Source organism: Paenibacillus wulumuqiensis (assembly GCF_000971965.1).
Taxonomy (GTDB): domain Bacteria; phylum Bacillota; class Bacilli; order Paenibacillales; family Paenibacillaceae; genus Saccharibacillus; species Saccharibacillus wulumuqiensis.
In genome coordinates this window covers 316,102-336,374 of record NZ_KQ040793.1, presented here as the reverse complement: position 1 = coordinate 336,374, position 20,273 = coordinate 316,102, and the positions used below count along the sequence as shown (strand labels likewise).

The 20,273-nt window shown below is 52.6% G+C and carries 17 protein-coding genes; 16 read left to right on the top strand and 1 reads right to left on the bottom strand.

Annotation, left to right across the window (positions count from 1 at the left end; genetic code table 11):
- Positions 1 to 57 precede the first annotated feature (57 nt).
- The 10 genes from WH45_RS04455 to bioB all read left to right on the top strand — a co-directional run bounded on the left by WH45_RS04455 (position 58) and on the right by bioB (position 11,987).
- Positions 58 to 1,083, top strand: a complete 1,026-nt coding sequence (locus tag WH45_RS04455) for a substrate-binding domain-containing protein (RefSeq protein ID WP_046213191.1) — start codon at positions 58 to 60, stop codon at positions 1,081 to 1,083.
- Positions 1,073 to 3,043, top strand: a complete 1,971-nt coding sequence (locus WH45_RS04450) for a cache domain-containing sensor histidine kinase (RefSeq protein ID WP_052723612.1) — start codon at positions 1,073 to 1,075, stop codon at positions 3,041 to 3,043. Before WH45_RS04455 ends, WH45_RS04450 begins: the two co-directional genes overlap by 11 nt.
- Positions 3,043 to 4,275, top strand: coding sequence for a response regulator (locus WH45_RS04445; RefSeq protein ID WP_046213190.1), 1,233 nt, complete (start codon positions 3,043 to 3,045; stop codon positions 4,273 to 4,275). The genes WH45_RS04450 and WH45_RS04445 overlap by 1 nt, the downstream gene beginning before the upstream one ends.
- A 370-nt stretch (positions 4,276 to 4,645) precedes the next feature.
- Positions 4,646 to 7,576: a Na+/H+ antiporter subunit A gene (locus WH45_RS04440; RefSeq protein WP_046213189.1), complete on the top strand. Its 2,931-nt coding sequence runs from the start codon at positions 4,646 to 4,648 to the stop codon at positions 7,574 to 7,576.
- A gap of 1 nt (position 7,577) precedes the next feature.
- Positions 7,578 to 7,916 carry a Na(+)/H(+) antiporter subunit C gene (locus tag WH45_RS04435; RefSeq protein ID WP_046213188.1) on the top strand — a complete coding sequence of 113 codons (339 nt, stop codon included), beginning with the start codon at positions 7,578 to 7,580 and terminating at the stop codon, positions 7,914 to 7,916.
- Entirely contained in the window at positions 7,906 to 9,495 is a 1,590-nt protein-coding gene (locus WH45_RS04430; RefSeq protein WP_046213187.1) for a Na+/H+ antiporter subunit D, read from the top strand. The genes WH45_RS04435 and WH45_RS04430 overlap by 11 nt, the downstream gene beginning before the upstream one ends.
- On the top strand, positions 9,496 to 9,972 hold the full coding sequence (locus WH45_RS04425; RefSeq protein ID WP_046213186.1) for a Na+/H+ antiporter subunit E: 477 nt from the start codon (positions 9,496 to 9,498) through the stop codon (positions 9,970 to 9,972).
- The gene (locus WH45_RS04420) at positions 9,972 to 10,286 is read left to right on the top strand and encodes a Na(+)/H(+) antiporter subunit F1 (RefSeq protein WP_046213185.1); all 315 of its coding nucleotides are present in this window, start codon (positions 9,972 to 9,974) and stop codon (positions 10,284 to 10,286) included. Before WH45_RS04425 ends, WH45_RS04420 begins: the two co-directional genes overlap by 1 nt.
- Positions 10,258 to 10,653 carry a monovalent cation/H(+) antiporter subunit G gene (gene mnhG, locus WH45_RS04415; RefSeq protein ID WP_046213184.1) on the top strand — a complete coding sequence of 132 codons (396 nt, stop codon included), beginning with the start codon at positions 10,258 to 10,260 and terminating at the stop codon, positions 10,651 to 10,653. The genes WH45_RS04420 and mnhG overlap by 29 nt, the downstream gene beginning before the upstream one ends.
- A 332-nt stretch (positions 10,654 to 10,985) precedes the next feature.
- Entirely contained in the window at positions 10,986 to 11,987 is a 1,002-nt protein-coding gene (gene bioB, locus WH45_RS04410; RefSeq protein ID WP_200897657.1) for a biotin synthase BioB, read from the top strand.
- Positions 11,988 to 12,149: 162 nt separating this feature from the next.
- Here the strand turns inward: bioB and WH45_RS04405 are convergent, their stop codons facing one another.
- Positions 12,150 to 12,545, bottom strand: coding sequence for a carboxymuconolactone decarboxylase family protein (locus WH45_RS04405; protein WP_046213183.1), 396 nt, complete (start codon positions 12,543 to 12,545; stop codon positions 12,150 to 12,152).
- 195 nt (positions 12,546 to 12,740) lie between these two features.
- Here WH45_RS04405 and WH45_RS04400 point away from each other — a divergent pair, with 195 nt between their 5' ends.
- The 6 genes from WH45_RS04400 (at position 12,741) to mmsB (ending at position 20,016) form a co-directional block, all read left to right on the top strand.
- Complete coding sequence (locus tag WH45_RS04400; protein WP_046213182.1) at positions 12,741 to 13,133, top strand: MerR family transcriptional regulator; 393 nt, start codon at positions 12,741 to 12,743, stop codon at positions 13,131 to 13,133.
- Positions 13,134 to 13,238: 105 nt separating this feature from the next.
- Positions 13,239 to 14,159: a cysteine synthase A gene (gene cysK / locus WH45_RS04395; RefSeq protein ID WP_046213181.1), complete on the top strand. Its 921-nt coding sequence runs from the start codon at positions 13,239 to 13,241 to the stop codon at positions 14,157 to 14,159.
- A 152-nt stretch (positions 14,160 to 14,311) separates the two neighbouring features.
- Positions 14,312 to 15,295 carry an aldo/keto reductase gene (locus WH45_RS04390; RefSeq protein ID WP_046213180.1) on the top strand — a complete coding sequence of 328 codons (984 nt, stop codon included), beginning with the start codon at positions 14,312 to 14,314 and terminating at the stop codon, positions 15,293 to 15,295.
- A 368-nt stretch (positions 15,296 to 15,663) separates the two neighbouring features.
- A complete protein-coding gene (gene chvE / locus WH45_RS04385) occupies positions 15,664 to 16,764 on the top strand; it encodes a multiple monosaccharide ABC transporter substrate-binding protein (protein ID WP_046213179.1) in 1,101 nt (366 codons plus the stop codon).
- A 384-nt stretch (positions 16,765 to 17,148) separates the two neighbouring features.
- The gene (mmsA, locus tag WH45_RS04380; RefSeq protein WP_046213178.1) at positions 17,149 to 18,684 is read left to right on the top strand and encodes a multiple monosaccharide ABC transporter ATP-binding protein; all 1,536 of its coding nucleotides are present in this window, start codon (positions 17,149 to 17,151) and stop codon (positions 18,682 to 18,684) included.
- Between the two features lie 117 nt (positions 18,685 to 18,801).
- Complete coding sequence (gene mmsB, locus WH45_RS04375; RefSeq protein ID WP_200897656.1) at positions 18,802 to 20,016, top strand: multiple monosaccharide ABC transporter permease; 1,215 nt, start codon at positions 18,802 to 18,804, stop codon at positions 20,014 to 20,016.
- Positions 20,017 to 20,273: the final 257 nt, after the last annotated feature.

The following is a 20,273-nucleotide window of genomic DNA, read 5'->3' as shown; positions in this document are numbered from 1 at the left end:
AAATGATGTTCACTATATCATTACTATTTAGAAACAGGATCTGAAGGGAAGGCCGTTATGCGCAAAATGTTAGGGGTATATGCTGTGCTGGTCGTGGCCCTGATCATCTACATTGTACAGTATCAGGTGCAGGAGACTTCATCGGCCTGGAATGAGCAGGGGATGAAGGGGGATATTAACGAGAAATATGTCATGATCACCTTCCAGTCCGGAATTGAATACTGGAAGAGCGGTCTTAAAGGATTCGAAGATGCTGCAGGCGCGCTGGATGTGTCGGTCGAATACCAGGGTTCCACCCGGTATGATGCACGCGAGCAGGCGATGATCGTGGAACAGGCGATTGCCAAAAAGCCTGCCGGTATCGCTATCTCTGCCATTGATTCCCCGCTGCTCGTACAGGCGGTAGGGAAAGCGGTGGATGCGGGCATCCCGGTTGTCATGTTCGATGCAGAGGCGCCGGGCAGCAAGTCGTATTCCTTTCTCGCGACAGATAACCATAATGCTGGCGTGATCGCCGCCGAGCAGATGGCCGAGCGTACCGGCGGCAGCGGACAGATTGCCATCATTACACTGGGCAACCAGCAGAATCACAAGGACCGCAGCGGTGGATTTGAACAGGCAATCCGCGAAAAGTATCCGCAGATGAGCGTGATTGCTGTGAAGAATGATAATGGTGATGCCGTGCTGGCCGAGCAGCTGACAGCCGATCTGCTGCGCAAATATCCGCAGTTAAAAGGCATTTTCATTACCGAAGCGACCGGTGCCTATGGCGTCGGCTCGGCTGTCGAGAAGCAGATGCAGTCCGCTGCCACTGGCGCCAAGAAACACAAACCGGTCATTATCAGTTTTGATACAAACAAGGAAACGCTGGATATGATCCGCTCCGGCACCATTGACGCGACCATTGCTCAGGGGACATGGAATATGGGCTACTGGTCGCTGCAGTATCTGTTCCATCTGCATCATGGACTGACCGTACCCTCTCCATCACTGAGTGGAATCGTCTCGCCGGTGCCGGTGCGTGTGGATACCGGCGTCTCTGTGGTGACCCGTGAGAATGTAGAGGATTATTATGCGAAATAAGGACAATCCGGGCCGGCTGCGCAGCTGGATGCAGCAGGACTGGCGCAGATGGCATCCGGAGAATCTGCCGCTGCGCGATCAGCTGATTGCCCTGTTCCTGCTCGTTGGTATTCTGCCGTCGATTCTGCTGGGCATTATGGTGAACTGGACATCGGACCGGATCATTGAGCGTCAGGTGACGGACAATACATTCCAGCTGATCAGCAAGGTGAATCAGACGATCGATACGTATATGGAGCATATGCAGAGCATTACCTACCTGATCAGCTTTGATTCCAAGGTGAATTCATTTATAAATGGCGGCATGGATGCTCGGCGTACAGAGGAGGCATCTCTACCGAAAAGCAAAACGGCAGCAGCTTCCTCCGATCTTGGAAGTGAGCTGGCTGCCGCTGATAATGGACCGCTATCCGGTACGTCGGTCTATCAGATCCGCCAGTTTCTGCAGGGCTTTACCACCGTATACCCGGAAATTGCCGGGATTCTGATCGTGAACAGCAGCGGCGATTATATCAGCAATGAAATGTATGCCCGTTATCCGCGGAACCTCACACAGGAACAGTGGTACAAGCAGGCGGTGGAGCATAAAGGTATTTTCACCATTATAGGTCATCCTTCCGGACGCAATGTCACGAGTCATACCAATTACCGGGACAACGATGTGGTGTCGGTTGTCCGTTCCCTGAATGATCCGGCCACTGGACAGGTCAAAGGCGTCGTCCTGATCGACCTCAAGCTGCGTGTTATCGCACAGGCGGCCAAGGACGTCACGCTGGGCAAGACAGGTTATCTGATGGTGACCGATTCCGGCGGACGGATGATTTATGCGCCGGAAGGACCTTTTCAGCAGGCTGTACCGGCCCGGCTGGCGACGTCGCTGGCAGCCGGACAGCAGAATGTATTTACCGAAGAGATTCAGGGACAGCAGCTGCAGTTCGTATACACCACATCCAGTTATACCGGCTGGAAAACGGTCGGTGTATTCCGCTTCAGCGAATCGGTCGCCGAATCAAGGGCGATCCGCTTTTACGTGGTCATCTTCCTGTTCTTTGTCTGTATACTGGGCGTTACCGCTTCGTATGGACTGTCACGCTCCATTTCACGGCCGATCTACCGGCTGTCTTCCCTGATGCAAAAGGCCGAAGCCGGAGACATGACTGCCCGCTATATGAGCCGTCGTCAGGATGAGGTGGGGATGCTCGGCCGCAGCTTCAACCGGATGATTAACGAAATCCGTAATCTGATTCGGCTGAACAAGCAGCAGGAGCAGCAGAAAAGGGAAGCCGAGCTGCGCAGTCTGCAGGCGCATATCCGGCCGCATTTTCTGTATAATACGCTGGATACGATCCAGTGGATGGCCCGCAAAAAAGGAGCGGAAGATATATCCGGTATGATCGATTCCCTGTCCAAGCTGTTCCGTATCGGACTGAGCCGGGGCAGTGACATTATTACCCTGTCCGAAGAAGAACAGCATATTCGCAGTTATCTGCTGATTCAGAAAACCCGCTACCGGGACCGGCTGAACTATGAGATGGATGTCGATGAGTCGATTCGTAATGTATATGTGATCAAGCTGCTGCTGCAGCCGATCGTCGAGAATGCCATCTATCACGGCATCAAGGCAAGGCGGGGTCCGGGCATGATCCGGATACGGGCGGAGCAGCGTGAGGACAAGCTGATCTACACGGTGGAAGACGATGGAGCCGGTATTACGGAAGAACGACTGCTCTGGCTGAGAGCGCAACTGGAACAGCCGCTGGAAGTACTCGGCACCCAGGGACCGGAGCCGGCAGGCAGCTATGGACTATTGAATATTCAGGCCCGCATCCATCTGGCCTATGGAACACGTTATGGACTGACGATGGATCACCGGGAAGGCGGGGGCATGATTGTACAGGTCACCCAGCCGCTGCTATGGCAGTTCCCGACATCCCTAATTCGCCAAGGAGATGAAGAATAATGAGTGCATTGCTGAATGTAATGATTGCCGATGATGAGCCGATTATCCGCGAAGGCATACGGGATGCGGTAGATTGGGACAGTCTGGGCATGATTGTGGCGGCGGAGGCGGAAGATGGCGAGGAAGCGCTGGAGATTGCACTGCAGCAGGATATTCACATTTTGCTGGTCGATATGAATATGCCGTTCATGAACGGCATTGCGCTGATGAAACGGCTGCGGGAGGAACGTCCGGGCTGCCGGTTTGTGATTATTACCGGTCATGATGAGTTCAGCTATGCCCAGGAAGCGATCCGGCTAGGGGTCAAGGATTATATTCTCAAGCCGGTTGATCCGGTGCATCTGCAGGAAGTGCTGAATCATATCCGGACCGAACTGAACGGTGATCAGCAGCAGGAGGAATATCTCAAGCTGGCGACCGACCAGATTCAGCGGAATATTCCGCTGCTGCGAGAGCAGTTCTGTCTGGAATGGCTGCATGGACGGCTGCGCGAGGAAGAGATCCGGCGTCAGCAGGAATTCCTCGGTCTGCCGTCTGTCCACCCGGCGGCGCTGACGCTGATTCGCTGGTCGGGACAGGCCGAAGGACGCCCGCTGCTCAAGGAACAGGATCGGCAGCTGCTGCTGTTTGCGATTGGCAATATTGCTGCAGAGCTGCTGTCCGATATTCCGCTGGTGATCTGCCGGGAAGATTCGGGCACGATTATACTCTGCCTCTGGGAGGTGCCGGCAGCCCATAGGGAAGAGCAGATTATCGCTGCAGTTCGTGACCATATCGGTCTGCATGTGCAGGTCTATATGCAGCCGGTCATCGATGAGGAATACAGGGAGGGTATGGAGTGGTCGCAGCAGCTGTATGCTACCTACCGCCAGCTAAGACAGGAACTCAAGGGACAGACCGGCTTGTCCCCGCTCGTACGGCGGGCACGGGGCTATATCCTGCAGCATTATGCCGATCCACAGCTGACCCTGGAGCAGTTGGCCGAAGCGCTGCAGGTATCACCGACCTATCTCAGCCGGGTCATGAAAAAGGAGCTGGGACAGTCCTTTATCCATGTGCTGGTGCAGGCGCGTATGCAGCGGGCCGCACAGCTGCTGCAGGAAAGTGATCGTCCGATTCTGGAGGTGGCGGAGGAAGTCGGATATGAATCCCAGCATTATTTCAGTACTGCGTTCAAAAAAGTGATGGGTGTCTCGCCGAACCGATACCGTCGTGACTCGTCTTCTGATTGAAAAGTGCTGTTTCACTTGCTGCCGGTCTGCAGGTATAGTATAATAGAACAGGTCTTGCAGCTGATGCTCGGCTGCATGCTGTTATATCGCAAGATGCATAACATTCCCTTTTATAATTTAATACTATGGAAATACCGGAGGAGCCTGTCATTGCAGGCTCCTCTTTGTCTTTTTTTGGACATTGAGGTTTAGATTACCGGTAATTCGCACAGGCCTGTTTATGGGTATTAGTATGAAGACGAAGGTCTGCAAGCTCTGCAAAGGGCGGCAGAGTCTGGCGCTCTATGGATAGGAGGAATGCTTGTCTCGCGGTAGTCGTACGGCGAAACAGGCTGATATATACATTATATAGTTGGGGGTGCTTACAAGAGTGTACTTACTGCATGCTGCTATTCTGGCTCCATTTGTGCTGGCTGCACTGGTGCCGGCGATTCGCAAAGGTACCAAACAAATACACACCGGCTGGATTGTGCTGATACTGCCGATACTGCTGTTTCTGAATTTTCTGCGTTATCTTCCGGTGGTGCGTACGGATGTGACACAGACGATCTCGCTGCCGTGGATTCCTTCGCTGGGAATTGACTTTACGGTCTATTTGGATGGGCTGGGCTTGTTATTTGCCCTGCTGATTACGGGCATTGGTGCGCTGGTCGTGCTGTATTCCATCTTTTATCTGGACCCGGAGCAGGAAGCGATTCACCGGTTCTATCTGTATCTGCTGCTGTTTATGGGAGCGATGCTGGGAATTGTACTGTCGGATAATATGATCGTGCTCTATACGTTCTGGGAATTGACGAGTATATCGTCGTTCCTGCTGATTGCGTTCTGGTATGAACGTGACCGTTCGCGCTATGGGGCACTCAAGTCGATGCTGATTACGGTATTTGGCGGCTTTGCGATGCTGGCCGGCTTTGTCGTGCTGCATGGCATGACCGGTACGTGGAGTATTCGTGAGACGATTGCGATGCTCGATCATGTACAGGGACAACCACTGTTTTTGCTAGCGATGATTTTGATTTTGCTGGGTGCTTTTACCAAGTCGGCCCAGTTTCCATTTCATATCTGGCTGCCGGATGCGATGGAGGCACCGACCCCGGTCAGTGCCTATCTGCACTCGGCAACCATGGTCAAAGCGGGTATCTATCTGGTGGCCCGCTTCAGTCCGGTATTTGCCGGTCAGGCGGAATGGTTCTGGATCATCTCGCTGGTCGGTATTATTACGATGTGTTATGGATCGATTCTGGCGGTCAAGCAGACCGATCTCAAGGCGCTGCTCGCGTATTCGACCATTTCACAGCTTGGTCTGATCATGTCGCTGTTTGGCGCAGGTTCGGCAGCAGTGTACTACGGGTATGGTGAAGAATCGCTGCTGTATACGGCGGCGACAACGGCGGCCATTTTCCATCTGATCAACCATGCGACCTTCAAGGGTGCACTGTTTATGGTAGCCGGGATCGTGGACCATGAGACAGGGACGCGGGATATCCGGCGTCTCGGCGGTCTGATCTCGCTGATGCCGATTACCTTTACCGTTGCATGTATCAGCGGATTCTCTATGGCGGGTGTACCGCCATTTAACGGTTATCTGAGTAAGGAAATGTTCCTGGAAGCGATGGTGGAACTGACCCATCTGCATATCTTTGATCTGGGTACATGGGGAGTACTGTTCCCGATACTGGCCTTTCTGGGAAGCGTGTTTACCTTTGTGTACAGCATGATTCTGATTTTCAAAACATTCCGCGGACCGCTGCAAAAGGAAAAGCTCGGTGTGACGCCGCATGAAGCGCCAACCGGTATGCTTATTGCCCCGGTCATTCTGGCGGTGTGCGTCGTACTGCTCGGGCTGTTCCCGAATGTATTGTCCTACAGCATTATCGAGCCGGCGATGCGTTCGGTACTGCCTTCGCTGGTGGCTCCGGGTGAGCACTTTGAAGTGCATATCGCGTTCTGGCACGGATTCACCCCGGCCCTGTTCATGACGCTCGGCGTCATTGGACTGGGGACGGTATTGTATCTGCTGCTGGGCCGCTGGAAAGGAATCTATGGGATGTATCCGGACAAGCTGACCTGGAATCATGTGTACGACAGCCTGCTGCGCTATGGGGAAAAAGTAGCCCATGCGCTGACAGATGCCTATATGAACCGGTCGGCCCGCAATTATCTGGTCTACATTTTCGGATTCATGGTTATCGTGCTTGGGGTGGCGCTATGGCGCGCGGATGTATTATCCCTGCTAACTACCGATACAGCGCCGATCAATATGTATGAGATTGTATTGATCGCCATGCTGGTGATTTCGGCAGTGGCTGTGCCTTTTGCCCGCCAGCGGCTGATCGCTGTCATTATGACCGGAGCGGTCGGTTATCTGGTAACGCTGTTCTTCGTCCTGTTCCGTGCGCCGGATCTGGCGCTGACCCAGATGATTATCGAGACGGTATCGGTCGTATTGTTCCTGCTGTGCTTCTACCATATGCCGGAGCTGCGGCGCGAAGTGAACACACGCAGGTACCGCTCGCTGAATATTGTCATCTCGGTCGGTGTCGGTGTGGTCGTGACCCTGATTGCACTCAGTGCGAGCGGAAGCAGCAGCTTTGAGAGCATTGCCGATTATTTTGTGAAAAACAGTCATGATCTGGGCGGCGGCGATAACGTGGTTAACGTCATTCTGGTGGACTTCCGCGGATTCGATACACTGCTGGAAATTACGGTGCTCGGCATTGCCTCGCTGGGGATCTACTCGATGATCCAGCTGCAGCTGCAGGGCAAGGATGCCGGCTCACGAATTCTTTATCTGCACCGGAAAGTGACCCTTGCGCCGAAAGTGCCGATTGGCCGTACGCGCAAGGAGACGCCAACCGTCGCCAAAAACATGAAGCAGTTCAAGAGCAATGATGTCATTCTGGAGACGAGCACCAAGGTGATCGTGTTTATTATTCTGACGTTTGCGTTGTATCTGTTCTTTGCCGGACATAACAATCCGGGCGGGGGGTTCGTCGGTGGTCTGATGGCGGCATCGGCGCTGGTGCTGCTGGCACTGGCCTTTAACGCCGAGACGGTGAGACGGGTACTGCCGCTCGATTACCGCGATATTATGGCAGCCGGGCTGTCCGTGGCTTATCTGACAGCGATGGGGTCCTTTGTATTTGGTGCACCTTTCCTCAGTCAAGCGTTTGGTTATTTCGAGATTCCGTTCCTCGGGAAGACGGAACTGGCAACGGCGCTGATCTTTGACCTGGGCGTGTTCCTGACGGTACTTGGAGTAACGATGACGATTATTTTACAGATAGGAGAGGATCGCTGATATGGAAATATGGATGTCTGTCGCTATCGGCATACTGTTCGCCGTAGCTGTGTATCTCATTCTGTCCCGCAGTCTGCTGCGCATTATTCTTGGTACATCGATTCTGACGCACGGGGTGCATCTGCTGCTGTTGACCATGTCGCGGCTGAAGACCGGTGCGCCGCCGCTGCTCGGCGAAGAGTCGGGTACCTATGTGGATCCGCTGCCGCAGGCGCTGATTCTGACCTCCATCGTAATCAACTTTGGAGTAACTGCTTTTTTCTTTGTACTGGCGTATCGTTCCTATATACGTCTGAAGACGGACGATATGGAGGAGGTGAAGCGCAAAGGTGGCCAATAACCTGTTAATTTTCCCACTGCTGATTCCACTGTTGGCAGCAGTGATACAAATATTTTGCCGGAACCACATGGCTGTGCAGCGTCTGGTCGGAGCCATTGCGGTGCTGGCCAATGTCGGTATCGCCGTCTGGCTGGTCGCAACCGTGCAGATGCACGGCATTCAGCTGCTGCCGATGGGCGGCTGGGCGGCACCTTACGGGATCGTATTTGTTGCCGATATGTTCGCTGCGCTGCTCATCCTGACGACTGCGATTCTCGGCGCGGTTTGTCTGTTTTATGCCTTTGCCAGTATAGGAGAGGAGCGGGAAAAGTATCACTTTTATCCGTTCTTTCAATTTCTGCTGGTCGGCGTGTATGGCTCGTTCCTGACAGGTGATCTGTTCAACCTGTTTGTCTGCTTTGAAGTCATGCTGATCTCCTCGTATGCGCTGATTGTATTGGGAGGAACGCGCATACAGCTGCGGGAGACACTTAAATACATTCTAATCAATATCATCTCATCTTCGTTTTTTGTCGCTTCGCTGGCGTATCTGTACGGAGCGACCGGGACGCTGAATATGGCGCATCTGTCGCAGCGGATTGCCGAAGTCGGGCAGACCGGCATTTTGAGCGTCATCGCCTTTTTATTCCTGATTGTGTTCAGCCTTAAGGCCGGCATGTTCCTGTTCTTCTGGCTGCCGGGTTCCTATGCGGCGCCACCCTCAGTCATTACGGCGATCTTTGCCGGACTGCTGACCAAGGTTGGACTGTACGCGATTCTGCGTACCTTTACGCTGATCTTCTATCATGATACCGGGTTCCTCTATACGCTGATTGGCTGGATGGGCATCGCGACGATGATCCTCGGCGTGATCGGAGCGGTAGCCTACCGGGATGTAAACAAAATTCTGGTCTACAATGTGGTCGCCGGTGTGGGACTGATCGGATTCGGACTGGCAGCTGCCAATACGGCGGGTATCGAAGGCGCGATCTTCTACATGCTGCATGATATGATCCTCAAGGCGCTGCTGTTCCTGCTCGCCGGCATCATGATCGGAGCAGCCGGTACGTCCAAACTGACCCAGATGAGCGGACTGATCAAGCGGATTCCGGCTACCGGCTGGATGCTGTTCGTCGCCGGACTTGCGCTGGCGGGTGTGCCGCCGCTGAGCGGATTCGCCGGCAAGCTGCTCATTGTGCAGGGCGGGCTGGAGCGTGGCTGGTACGTAATGACACTGATCAGTCTGGCAGCCAGTCTGCTGATGCTGTACTCGGTTATGCGCATTTTCATGCTGGGCTTCTGGGGTAAGGATCGCCCGCTGGCCGATGAACGCAAAGAGCTGTCGGATGATATTTACCATGAATGGGCGTCGGAGGAAGGCCATCCCGATTTCCTGCCGGATGACCGGTCTGAACTGCTTGATTACCGCTGGTCGGCATTCCGTCCGAAGCGTCTGGTCGGTGCAGCCTCGGTACTGTTTGTTCTGGTGATCCTGATCGGTCTGGGTTCCGGGTGGGTGCATACGTATGTAGCGGAAGCCGCTTATGTGCTGCAGAATCCGTCCGTGTATATTCAGGCTGTGTTGGGAGGCGGTGAATAGATGGCTTTTCAAATTATACTGAATCTGCTAATCGCCTTCGTCTGGATGTCGCTGAATACGACATGGGATGCGCTGAATTTTGTAATCGGGTATATTATCGGGCTGCTGCTCATCTTCGCCTTCAAGCGGTTTTTCCCGCATGACTTTTACGGTCATAAATTATGGGCGGTATTCAAGCTGATTCTGCTGTTCTTCTCGGAACTGATCAAGTCCAGCGTCGTCGTGCTGCGTCATATCGTCTCGCCGCGGCTGAATATTAATCCGGGCATTCTGACGCATCGTACCGATCTGACATCCGATTGGGAGCTGACGCTGCTGTCTACACTGGTCACACTTACCCCGGGAACGGTACTGATCGAGGTCTCCCGGGAGCAGCATTTGGTCTATATCCATGCGATCGATATCCAGGACGAGGACAAGATGTCCGAAGATATCCGTAACACATTTGAAAAAGCGATCAAGGAGGTGACGCGATAATGCTGCAAATCTCACTGTTTATCGCGCTGATCCTCCTGTCGATTGCAGTTGTAGGCTGCATGTACCGTGTGCTGCGCGGTCCGTCGATGGCAGACCGGATTACCGCACTGGATACGGTCGGCATCAATATTATTGCGATCATTATCGTGCTGTCGATGATGCTGGACACGCAGGCATATCTGGAAGTAATGCTGCTGGTCGGTATTCTGGCATTTATCGGTACGGTTGCTTTTGCCAAATATATTGAGAGAGGGGTGGTGATTGAGCATGAAGGAGAAGACAGAGATGATCTCGATGATTCAGACGATCGGTGAGCCGGTAATTGCGATACTGGTGCTGATCGGCGCGGTGTTGAGTGTATTGAGCGCTTTCGGCATTATCCGTTTCCCGGATGTATATCTGCGGGCGCATGCGGCTACGAAGAGTGCGACATTGGGCGTGCTGTGTGTGCTGCTTGGTGGATTCCTGTTCTTCTGGATCTTCGATGGGTATCCGAGTATGCGAATCCTGTTGGGTATCTTGTTCGTGTTCATCACCGCTCCGGTCGCCGGTCATCTGAATGCCCGTGCAGCTTACCGGACAGGTGTGCCGCTCTGGAAGCTGGCCAAGGATGAGCTGAAGCCGGCACTTAAGAAAAAGGGGATCGACCGGGAAAAGGCGGAGAAGGAACCGCTGAATTAGAAGCAGTGCTGCTTGTGGCTTTGTAGATAAGGAAAACGGAAAACAGGCTTTTGTAAGAATGGCAATATAAGCAGTATTAACAGCATCAACAAAGCATAGTGGCAAAGGGGAAATGAAGTTCTCCGGCTGCTATGCTTTTTTGTGTTGTTGTGCTTCTTACTATTTTGCTGTTTGAAGGGTAATCATTCGCTGGATGAGGGAGCTTTTGCAGCAGAACAGCTTTATTTTCCGGAAAATAAGCGGGATTGGAATAGGCGGAAAAGTTCTGCTATAATCCAATTGTTAACCAAAATAATGTTAATAGGTTAACAATAAAACAGCGAAGGTGACTCATGATCAATCAAATGTCTGCTCTACAATGGAATGAATTGGCAGCACAAGCCGTACATAGACAGCCCATCTCTCATGAACAGGCCATGCAGGTGCTGCTGGCAAAAGACAGTCAGCTGCTGCCGCTGCTGCATGCTGCCTATGAGGTACGCCATCATTTTTATGGGAACAAGGTCAAGCTCAATATGATCATCAATGCCAAAAGCGGACTATGCCCGGAAGACTGCGGATACTGTTCGCAATCGATCGTCTCCACCGCCCCTGTCAGCAAGTACAGCCTGCTGGACAAAGAGACGCTGCTGGCCGGTGCGCGGGAAGCGATGAACCGTCAGGCGGGAACCTACTGTATCGTCGCTTCCGGCAGAGGACCGTCCCGCCGCGAACTGGATCAGGTGGTTGAAGCTGTCCGGGAAATCCGGGAGACGATGCCGCTCAAGATCTGCGCCTGCCTCGGGCTGCTGAAGGAAGACCAGGCCCGCCGGTTGGCGGAAGCGGGTGTCCACCGGTATAATCACAATCTCAATACGAGCAGTGAACACTATGCCTCCATTACGACGACTCACACGTACGAACAGCGGATCAATACGATCGAGCAGGTCAAGAGCAGCGGCATGTCGCCCTGCTCCGGTGTCATTATCGGTATGGGCGAGACCGACGAGCAGATTGTGGAAATGGCCTATGCGCTGCATGAGCTGGACGCAGACTCTATTCCGGTCAATTTCCTCAATCCGATCCCTGGTACGCCGCTTGCCGGACAACAGCGGACAAGTGCACGCAAGGCGCTGAAAGTACTGGCGCTGCTGCGGTTCATTTGCCCGGACAAGGAGATCCGGGTGGCTGGCGGCCGTGAGCTGAATCTGCGCACGCTTCAGCCATTGGCGTTGTACGCTGCCAATTCGATCTTTGTCGGTGACTATCTGACGACGCCAGGACAGGAGGCTGCACTGGATTACCAGATGATAGAGGATCTTGGTTTTGAAATCGAGCATAATGCCCTGACCTAACGGACATTGGCGCAAGTGTCAGGGGATGTGGAAATAGCCTCCTGTCTACTTCGGAGCAGCTGGTATGTACAAGCTGCGCTGTGGTAGGCTAGGAGGCTGTTATTTGTATGTTGATCTTCCTGTATCCTTTTCCGATTGTTCTGGAGGTTCCTCTACGAGTTTTTACAACCCTTCCACCTGCAGACCTCTCTCCTCAAAAATTCGCTTGGCAACAAACACAGCATTCAGCACGCGGGGGAATCCGGTATACGGCACGCAGTGCATGATCGCTTCGACGATCTCCAGTGGAGTCAGTCCCACATTCAGCGAAGCGTTAATATGCACATTCAGTTGCGGCTCGCAGCCTCCCTGTGTCGTCAGGGAAGAAAGCGTGATTAGCTGCCGCTGCCGGGCGTCCAATCCGGGACGTGTATAGATATCCCCAAAAGCAAATTCAATAATATACCTGCCCAGATCCGGTGCAATCTGCTCCAGCGATTGTATTACCCGCTCACCCGCATGACCGTCTATCTCTCCAAGTCTAACCCAGCCTTTTTCATAACGTGTTGCAGTATCCATTCGTATTTCCTCCTCGATATAGGTATGAGCACTGTCCTGTGTGGCATACAGCTGATCCGATCTGCTGCGTCTATCAACGGCCAGGATCAGCTTAGCGCTTAGAGCGCGCTCAAAGGCAAGACTTATTTTGGACAGGCAGAGCGTTGAGGTGAATCCGGTGTATTCGGAGATAGATAGAATGATATAATAACCTCTATGGAAAATACGTATACCATTCAGCAAATTGCCGTTATGACAGGACTAAGCCCACATACTTTGAGATATTATGAACGGATCGGACTGCTGCATCCGATCAGCCGGGATTCGATCGGATACCGTTATTACACCGACAGGGATATTGCATGGATCGAATTCCTGATGCGCCTTCGCCAGACCGGGATGCCGATCAGCGAAATGAAGCAGTTCTCCGATCTGCGCAGCCAGGGCGACCATACCGCCGGACAGCGCCGTGAGCTGCTGGAGCAGCACCGCATCCATATCCGCGAGCAGATGAGCAGGCTGGAGCAGGATCTGCATCATATGGATGAGAAGATCGAATACTATGAGTCGTTGGAAGCGAAGCAAAAGCAATTACCAACGATTCCATAACAGAACAGTATATGTGAGATCACAGAAGATACATGGAAAATAACAGAACAATACAGGGGAAAATCATACTGCGAATACCATACAGCACACCGGGAGGACAGAATAATGAGTGGAAAAGTAGTCAATCATATCAGCGAACTGGTTGGAGATACACCGGTCGTCCGGCTGCATCGGCTGATAGAACCCGACAGCGCTGCAGTCTATGTGAAGCTGGAATATTTTAACCCCAGCGGCAGCGTCAAAGATCGTGCAGCACTGAACCTGATCGTGCAGGCCGAACAGGATGGTCACCTGCAGCCCGGCAGTACAATTATCGAGCCGACGAGCGGCAATACCGGCATCGGTCTGGCGATGAACGCCGCCGCAAGAGGATACAGTGCAATCATGGTCATGCCGGACAATATGTCACAGGAACGGATCAGCATTCTGCAGGCCTACGGCGCCCAGGTAGTACTCACGCCGGCTGCCGAGAAAATGCCGGGAGCTATCCGCAAAGCCGAACAGCTGCTGACGGAAATCCCGCGCAGCTACATGCCGCGTCAGTTCGACAACCCGGCGAATGCCGATGCGCACCGCCGGACGACGGCACTGGAGATTCTGGAACAGATGGAAGGAAAGTTGGATACGTTTGTCGCTTCATCCGGAACCGGTGGTACGATCACTGGCACGGGCGAGACGCTGAAGCAGCATCTGCCGGATCTGCGCATTCTGGTTGTCGAACCGAAGGGCTCCCCGGTACTGTCCGGCGGCCAGCCCGGCTCGCACAAGCTGGTCGGTACGAGTCCGGGATTCATTCCCTCCATCCTGAACACATCGATCTATGACGAGATTGTGCAGGTGGCCGATGAGGACGCCATTTCCACGATGCGCCAGCTCGCCGCAGTGGAAGGCATACTGGTCGGTCCTTCTTCCGCGGCCACGGTCTGGACAGCGATGCAGGAAGCGAAGCGGCTGGGTTCCGGTCACAAAGTACTCTGTATCGCACCGGATAACGGTGAACGTTATCTGAGCATGAACCTGCTGTAACCGGCTGCATGAATCACCAAATCCGCAGCTAACTGATTCATCAATCAACAGATAAATGAACAGCAATGGAATAAAGATAGCGCATACATGCTTTTGTCTGCTACAATATTGCCGCTGGAAAATAATACGGCATCACGAGGGAGGCAACATCTATGAACAAACGTCCGCTTGGCAAAACAGGACTGCAGGTCAGTGAAGTCAGCTTTGGTACATGGGCTATCGGGGGATCATGGGGACAGACCGATGAATCGGAATCTCTGCGTGCGCTGGACAAGGCAATGGATGAAGGTGTGAACTTTTTTGATACTGCCGATGTATACGGCGATGGCAAAAGTGAACGATTGCTGGCCCGCGCTACCAAAGGCAAAGAAGACCAGATCCATATCGCTACCAAGTTCTGCCGCCAGGGAGATATCTCCGATCCGCGTACCTATTCGGAGCAGCAGGTCCGCCAGTGGTGCGAAGACAGCCTTCGCCGGCTGGAACGCGATACGATCGATCTGTATCAGATCCACTGCGCGCCATTCGAGATTCTGAAGCAGGGCGCCGTCTTCGAGGTGCTGGACAAGCTGCAGCAGGAAGGCAAGATTCGTGCTTATGGAGTAAGTGTGGAGACGGTGGAAGAAGGATTGTTCTGTCTGGAACAGTCCGGCGTACAGGCGCTGCAGATTATTTTCAACATCTTCCGTCAAAAGCCGATCGCCGAGCTGCTGCCGCGTGCCGCCGAGCGCGGTGTCGGACTGCTCGTTCGTCTGCCTCTCGCCAGCGGTCTTCTGACCGGCAAATTCTCCGCAGATACCCAGTTCGAAGCGGAAGATCATCGCAACTTCAACCAGAACGGTGAAGCGTTCAACGTAGGCGAGACATTCGCCGGACTGCCTTTCCGTAAAGGAGTGGAGCTGGCCTCCCAGCTGGACTGGATCGCCGAAGGTCGCGGCAATATGACTCGTGCTGCCCTGCGCTGGCTGCTTGATTTCCCGGAGATCACCGCTGTTATTCCGGGTTTCAAAAATGTACGCCAGGTGGAAGACAATCTCGGCGTGCTGTCTGCCAAGCCATTCAGCCCGGAAGAACATGAGCGTCTGCGGAAGTTCTATGATGAGCAGATTCATGAGCATATTCGCGGGGCGTATTAATTTCATTGGTGATGATTGTCCTGTAATCATACCGTATAGATGATAAAGAAAAGCAGGCGGGCTCTCAGGAGTCCGTCTTTTTGCGGTACCGTACGATGCTGTTCTACACAGGAGATGGTTCTCAAATACATGTCATGTTTCTCAAGTACATGAGACTCTTCTTTAGTCCATACTTTTGCTACCGTCGGCTGCAAATTTATATTTTTCAGCATAACCATTTTCAAAACTAAGTCGGATTTTTATAAAAAAGGTCGCATAAGTGAAAAGACGACGACCTCCCGGCAGTGCTATTATGCTTAAAGAAAGCGTTATCAATACAATTTTAACCAAATCATATTCATCGTAATGGACAGAAAGGAGCGTCTGTAATGAAACGGGGAATTATGCTGATATTGGTCACCCTGATGGTATTTACCCTGAGTGCCTGCAACCTGGCAGAGAGCAGCAGCGGCAGCAGTGACAAAGGTTATGTCGGTATTGCGATGCCGACCAAATCCTCTGCACGCTGGGTCGCGGACGGACAAAATATGGTGAAGCTGTTCCAGGCCAAAGGATACAAGACGGATTTGCAATATGCGGAGGACGTCGTCGAGAACCAGATTTCACAGATTGAGAACATGATCACCAAGGGCGTCGATGTAATCGTTATTGCGGCGATTGACGGCAATACGCTGACCGACGTCATCGGCAAGGCACATGCTGAGGGTATAGAGGTCATCTCGTATGACCGACTGATCATGAACACGGCAAATTTAAGCTATTATGCGACCTTCGATAACTTTAAGGTCGGCGTACTGCAGGCTTCCTACATTGAGGAGAAGCTTGGCCTGAAAAAAGGTAAAGGCCCGTTCAACATTGAACTGTTCGGCGGCTCGCCGGATGATAACAACGCCTACTTCTTCTTCAACGGAGCAATGTCGGTGCTGCAGCCTTACATAGACTCCGGCAAACTGGTCGTCCAGAGCAAGCAGACCACCATGGCCCAGATCGCCACCCTGCGCTGGGACGGATCACTCGCCCAGGCCCGGATGGATAACTTGCTGAGCGCTTACTACGGCAGCGAGAAACTCGACGCCGTCCTGTCCCCATATGACGGCATCAGCATCGGGATTATCTCATCCCTCAAAGGCGTAGGCTACGGCTCTGCCGACAAACCGCTGCCCGTCATCACCGGACAGGATGCCGAACTCGCTTCGATCAAGTCCATCGTATCCGGCGAACAGACCCAGACCGTATTCAAGGACACCCGCAAACTGGCCGAGAAAACCGTCGGCATGGTCGACAGCATTCTCAAAGGCGAAAAAGCTGAAGTCAACGATACCAAGTCCTACAACAACAACGTCATGGTCGTTCCCGCTTACCTGCTGGACCCCGTATCTGTCGACAAAGCCAACGTCAAAAAAGAAATCATCGAGGGCGGCTACTACACCGAACAAGAAGTCTACGGCGACGAAGCCCCACCCCAGTAACTTGAAGACATGAGAACCGTCGCACACACTCACATGATTTTCAAACCATCATGAACCAATAAATCTTTATTTTACAAATACCAATCCTATAATCTTATAAATTTCCAATTCCTAATCCTGAGATCACTAAATCTCTAATCTCTAAATTTCAAAGGTTTTAAATCTTTAAAATTACCCAGCGCAGAACTCCAGGTGGATGCATTTGCACGGAGCGGAGGGAAGGGAATTGGGGAAAAGGACGACATTTAAGCCTGGATATCCACCGCTTTATCCCACTTGAGGATATCCAGGCTTAACCGGAGTCCGTTCCCCAATCCCTTCCCGCAGCGTTCCCTGCAACAGCACCCACCCCACAGTTCAAGCCACACAAGGGAGCTGTTCCAATTGTCCGATATCATTCTGGAGATGAAAGGCATTACCAAAACATTTCCCGGCGTCAAAGCCCTGGAAAACGTCAACCTCAAAGTACGCAAAGGCGAAATCCACGCCCTGTGCGGCGAAAACGGTGCAGGCAAATCCACGCTGATGAAAGTGCTCAGCGGCGTATACGGCCACGGTACCTACGAAGGCGATATTATTTTCGAAGGCAAGACCTGTGAGTTCAAAGACATCAAGGACAGCGAGGAGCTGGGGATCGTCATTATCCACCAGGAGCTCGCATTGATCCCGTACCTATCGATTGCCGAAAATATTTTCCTCGGCAATGAGCGGCAAAAGGGCGGCATTATCGACTGGAATGAGACCCTCCAGCGCACCCAGGGACTGCTCGACAAAGTGGGTCTCAGTGAATCCCCGAATACGCTCGTGACAAATATCGGGGTCGGCAAGCAGCAGCTGGTCGAGATCGCCAAAGCCTTTTCCAAACGGGTCAAGCTGCTCATCCTTGATGAGCCGACCGCAGCACTGAACGAAGATGACAGCGAGAATCTGCTGGAGCTGATGCTGGGCTTCAAGAGCCAGGGCATCTCCTGCATCATCATTTCTCACAAACTGAACGAAATTGCCAAAGTCGCCGATTCCGTCACCATCCTGCGGGACGGGCAGACGATCGAGACGCTCGACATGCACAAGGATGCAGTCACCGAAGACCGCATTATCAGCGGCATGGTTGGTCGCGATCTGACACACCGCTATCCGGAACGTCAGCCGAAGATCGGTGAAGTGACGCTGGAAGTCAAAGACTGGAACGTCTACCACGAACATCATGCCGACCGCAAAATGATCGACAACGTCAACCTGAATCTGCGGAGAGGCGAGATTGTCGGTATTGCCGGTCTGATGGGTTCCGGTCGTACGGAGCTGGCGATGAGTATCTTCGGCAAATCCTATGGCAAAAATATCAGTGGTACCCTGATCAAGGACGGCAAGGAAATCCGCAACAACGACGTCACCCAGGCGATCAAAAACGGCTTTGCCTATGTGACCGAGGATCGCAAAAACTACGGTCTAATCCTGCTGGACGATATCAAGCGCAATATCTCGCTCACCGGTCTGGAGAAGCTGACCAAATCCACTGTCGTGAATGAACATGAAGAGGTGCTGGTAGCGGAAGACATGCGCAATCAGATGAAGATCAAGACACCGAATATTCTGCAGAAAACGAGCAATCTGAGCGGCGGTAACCAGCAGAAGGTCGTACTGGGCAAATGGATCTTCTCCGGTCCGGATATTCTCATTCTGGATGAACCGACCCGAGGGATCGACGTGGGCGCCAAATACGAGATCTATACGATCATCAACCGACTCGCAGACGAAGGAAAAAGCATTCTGGTCATCTCTTCCGAACTGCCCGAGATCCTCGGCATCTGTGACCGCATCTACGTCATGAACGCCGGCCAGATCACCGGCGAAGTCGAACGCGCCGAAGCTACTCAGGAGAAACTGATGACTTACATGACCAAACACAAAGCCAAGGTATAACTGCTAATCATTAATTACCGTTACCAAATAAGGGTGCAATCTGCTTCATCCCGAACTCCCCGCACGCAGCACGGAGCAGATCCGCCCACCAATCCATTTGAAAGGGGCTAACCCAGCATGTCCAGCATAACCAAGCCGGTAAAAGGCAGCGATAAAGACAAAGGCAGCGTGTTCAGCAGGCTGTTCAAAGGAAACATCCGTCAGTACGGTATGATCATTGCACTCGTATTCATCATGCTGCTTTTCGAAATTTTAACAGGAGGTCTGCTGCTCAAGCCGATCAACATCACCAACCTGATCTTGCAAAACAGTTACATACTGGTGCTGGCCATCGGTATGGTGCTGGTCATCATCACCGGACATATTGATCTGTCGGTCGGTTCCATTGCCGCTTTTGTCGGCGCGATCTCCGCGATCTTTATGGTCAACTGGCAGATGAACCCGGTACTCGCCGTGATTCTGTCCATCGTGATCGGCGGACTAATCGGTGCATGGCAGGGCTTCTGGGTGGCGTATGTGCGGATTCCCGCCTTTATCGTTACGCTCGCCGGGATGCTGCTGTTCCGCGGTCTGACGATGGTCGTGCTGGAAGGGCAGTCCATCTCGCCATTCCCGAACGGCTTCCAGAAGATCAGCTCCGGCTTTGTGCCTGACTTTACTAATGCGGCTACCAATATCGTCGCAATTATCGCCGGTATTGCACTGTCCGTACTGTACATTGTGACCGAGCTGCGCAACCGTGCTTCCCAGCGCAAATACAACTTTGCAACAGGTTCACAAGGATTGTTCATTGCCAAATTGATCGCTGTTGTCGCGATCATCAACTTGTTTACATTCGTACTGGCAAGCTATGCAGGGATTCCGACGATTCTCGTCCTGCTGTTCCTGCTGATTATCATCTATTCCTTTGTCATGAATAAAACCGTGATGGGCCGCCATGTGTATGCGATCGGTGGTAACGAGAAAGCAGCCGGACTGTCCGGTGTCAAAACGAAAAAAGTGACGTTCTGGGTATTCGTCAACATGGGCGTACTCGCAGCCATCTCCGGTCTGATCTTCGCCGCGCGTCTGAATGCAGCAACGCCAAGAGCGGGTACCAACTTTGAGCTGGATGCCATCGCAGCCTGCTTTATCGGCGGCGCATCCGCTTCCGGCGGGATCGGAACCGTATTCGGAGCGATCATCGGCGGTCTCGTTATGGGCGTACTGAATAACGGTATGTCTCTGGTCGGTCTCGGTATTGACTGGCAGCAAGGTATCAAAGGTTTGGTACTGCTGCTCGCGGTAGCATTCGATATTTACAACAAAAACAAAGGCAACACTGCATCCTGATCAGGCATTACGGATGTACTGCCGAATGCAGAGTAGTGGAGAGAGTAACTGATTTGAACCGGAATTGAAAAGGAACCAGAGGAATAAATATAGAGCAGTACGGGTGAATATAAAGTAAACCTGCTCCTGTAAATCGAAAAAGAACTTCAGTCGCTGAATAAGCTTAGTATGATCCCCTCAGGTAGACAGTGAAAAAAGATCTCATAATACAATGAGATCAACACTGAAGACCGGAGGGGATTTTTTATGGCCAAAAA